Here is a 2576-nt window from a genome sequence, read left to right as displayed (position 1 = left end):
ACCGGGCTGACCAGCCGCGACGGTCGCGTCACCATCATGATGCCGCACCCGGAGCGTGTGTTCCGCGCCGTGCAGAACTCGTGGCGCCCGGAAGAGTGGAACGAAGACGGCGCGTGGATGCGCATGTTCCGTAACGCTCGCGTCTGGGTGAACTAAGTCGGTGTACAAGCTCAGCTTCTTTGTGCCCGACAGCCACGTGGAGATGGTGAAAGCCGCCGTCTTCGCAGCCGGCGGCGGGCGCATCGGCAACTACGACAGCTGCGCCTGGCAGGTACTGGGCCAGGGCCAATTCCGCGCGATGGACGGCAGCCAGCCGTTTATCGGGCAGGTGGGGCAGGTTGAAGTGGTTGAAGAATGGAAGGTTGAGTTGGTGGTGGCGGATGAGTTGATCGTGGCTGTGGTGGCTGCGTTGAAGCTTAGCCATCCGTATGAGACACCGGCGTATGAGGTGTGGCAGTTGGCGGATTTTTGATTCGCTGGCTGCAAAACAAGAAACCCGCTGGGCCAGTTTGGTCAGCGGGTTTTTTGTTGCCTGTAGGGCCTCATCGCGGGCAAGCCCGGCTCCCACATTGGACCGCGTTGCCATGACGGGCACCGATCAAAATGTGGGAGCGGGCTTGCTCGCGAAGAGGCCCTGATGCTCAGCAAAGATTCAGGCTTTTACCCCAACCTCACGGCCACTGACCAACCGCTCCAACGCCTCACCCAACCCTGAAGCCTTGTCACCAATCAGCAAGTGCCAAATCCCACTCTCAAGCTGGCTCACACCCTGGCAACCCAGCGCCGTCAGTTGAGATTCCGACAACACCGAACCATCCCCCAACTCCACCCGCAGCCGCGTCATCGCCACCGCATCCAATTGCAAAACATTGGCCCGACCGCCCAGCGCACTCAGCCATTTCTCGGCCTCATGCACGTTCACCGGCGTGCTCTTCTCAACAGGCGCTACCACCACCGCAGGCGCCGCAACATACGAAGGCATCGCCAACCGAATCTCATCGGCAATGCTGTCCGCCATCGGCCCGACCACCACCTGCAAACTCCCGCCATTACCCGGTCGAACCACGGCCATCGCACCCAGCGCCTTCAACTCGGCATCCACCGCCTTGTTGCGGTCCACCATGTCCAGCCGCAGACGTGTCGTGCAAGCACCCACACTCAGCAGATTCTCTGCACCACCCAGCGCCCGAATGTAAGCCCCGGCCCGTTGGTTATCGGTCATGGCCTCAGCCTGCGCGACCTGAATATCCTCACGCCCGGGCGTCTTCAAATTGAAGCGACGGATGCAGTAATTGAACACGCTGTAGTAGATCACCGCATACGCCAGCCCAACCGGGAATACCAACCAGCCGTTGGTGGATTTACCCCAGCCCAGCACCATGTCGATAAACCCACCGGAGAAGGTAAAGCCCAGGTGAATGTTGAGCATGTTGGTGATCGCCATCGACAACCCGGTCAGCAGCGCATGCACCAGGTACAGGAGCGGCGCGAGGAACATGAAGGCGAATTCGATCGGCTCGGTGACCCCGGTCAGGAACGAGGTCAACGCCATCGACAGGAAAATCCCGCCCATGATCTTGCGCCGCTCCGGCAGTGCATTGCGGTACATCGCCAGGCACGCCGCCGGCAGGCCGAACAGCATTACCGGGAACATGCCGGTCATGAACTGCCCACCTTTCGGGTCGCCGGCAAAATAGCGAGTCAGGTCGCCGGTCACTACCGCGCCGGTCGTCGGGTCGGTGAAGGTGCCGAACACAAACCACGCCATGTTGTTGAGGATATGGTGCAAGCCGGTGACGATCAGCAGGCGGTTGAACACGCCAAACACGAACGCACCAAAACTGCCGCTTTCCATCAGCAACACGCCGAAGCTGTTGATGCCTTGCTGCACGGGTGGCCAGATCAAACCAAAGATCACCCCCAGCGCCACCGCGGAGAACCCGGTGACGATCGGCACAAACCGTCGCCCACCAAAGAATGCGAGGTACTCCGGCAGCTTGATGTCCTTGAAGCGGTTATACAGCGCACCGGCCATCAAGCCGCTGGCGATGCCCGCGAGCATGCCCATGTTGATGCTGGCGTCCATCACCTTGAGGGTGGAGACCATCACCAGGTAACCGATGGCGCCTGCCAGGCCCGCCGTGCCGTTGTTGTCGCGGGCAAAACCCACGGCAATGCCGATGGCGAAGATCAGCGCCAGGTTGGCGAAGATCGCCTGCCCGGCGTCGTGCATCACCGCGATGTTCAGCAGGTCAGTGTCGCCCAGTCGCAGCAGCAGGCCGGCGATCGGCAGAATCGCGATCGGCAGCATCAGCGCACGGCCCAGGCGTTGCAGCCCTTCGATAAAATATTGGTACACGGCGTGTCTCCCTATTCTTGTTGTTTTCAGCTCAGCGGCCAGTGGTGTTGACAGGCTTGGCGAACGGCTTTGGCGCTGCTCAGGTTAAGCAGGCTTTGGCTCAGTTGCCGGCATTGGGCTGCGTCCAGGTGACGGACACGGTCCTTGATTTCTCCGATTTGCGGCGGGCTGACGGACAGCTCGCTGATGCCCAGACCGATCAGCACCGGCGTGGCCA

General features: G+C 61.1%; 4 protein-coding genes. 2 read left to right on the top strand and 2 right to left on the bottom strand.

Annotated features, from left to right (window positions below):
- Positions 1-156: phosphoribosylformylglycinamidine synthase subunit PurQ (locus HX846_RS40405; protein WP_178965681.1), on the top strand; the 156-nt coding region annotated here is incomplete at its 5' end.
- Positions 157-160: 4 nt separating this feature from the next.
- Complete coding sequence (locus HX846_RS15815; protein ID WP_003209620.1) at positions 161-472, top strand: hypothetical protein; 312 nt, start codon at positions 161-163, stop codon at positions 470-472.
- 180 nt (positions 473-652) lie between these two features.
- Here HX846_RS15815 and nagE read toward each other — a convergent pair whose 3' ends face one another.
- Both nagE and HX846_RS15805 read right to left on the bottom strand, forming a co-directional pair.
- Positions 653-2311, bottom strand: coding sequence for an N-acetylglucosamine-specific PTS transporter subunit IIBC (gene nagE, locus HX846_RS15810; protein WP_218645433.1), 1659 nt, complete (start codon positions 2309-2311; stop codon positions 653-655).
- Between the two features lie 74 nt (positions 2312-2385).
- The coding region (locus tag HX846_RS15805) for a hypothetical protein (protein ID WP_178965679.1) at positions 2386-2576 on the bottom strand (191 nt) is incomplete at its 5' end.

The sequence above is a fragment of the Pseudomonas sp. K5002 genome, from assembly GCF_013386655.1.
Taxonomy (GTDB): domain Bacteria; phylum Pseudomonadota; class Gammaproteobacteria; order Pseudomonadales; family Pseudomonadaceae; genus Aquipseudomonas.
Note: the sequence above shows the minus strand (reverse complement) of the source record. Positions and strands in the feature narration are given on the sequence as shown.

Excerpts from the sequence above, each read along its gene's own strand:
- nagE (WP_218645433.1), bottom strand. The coding sequence starts at position 2,311 with ATGCTGCCGATCGCGATTCTGCCGATCGCCGGCCTGCTGCTGCGACTG.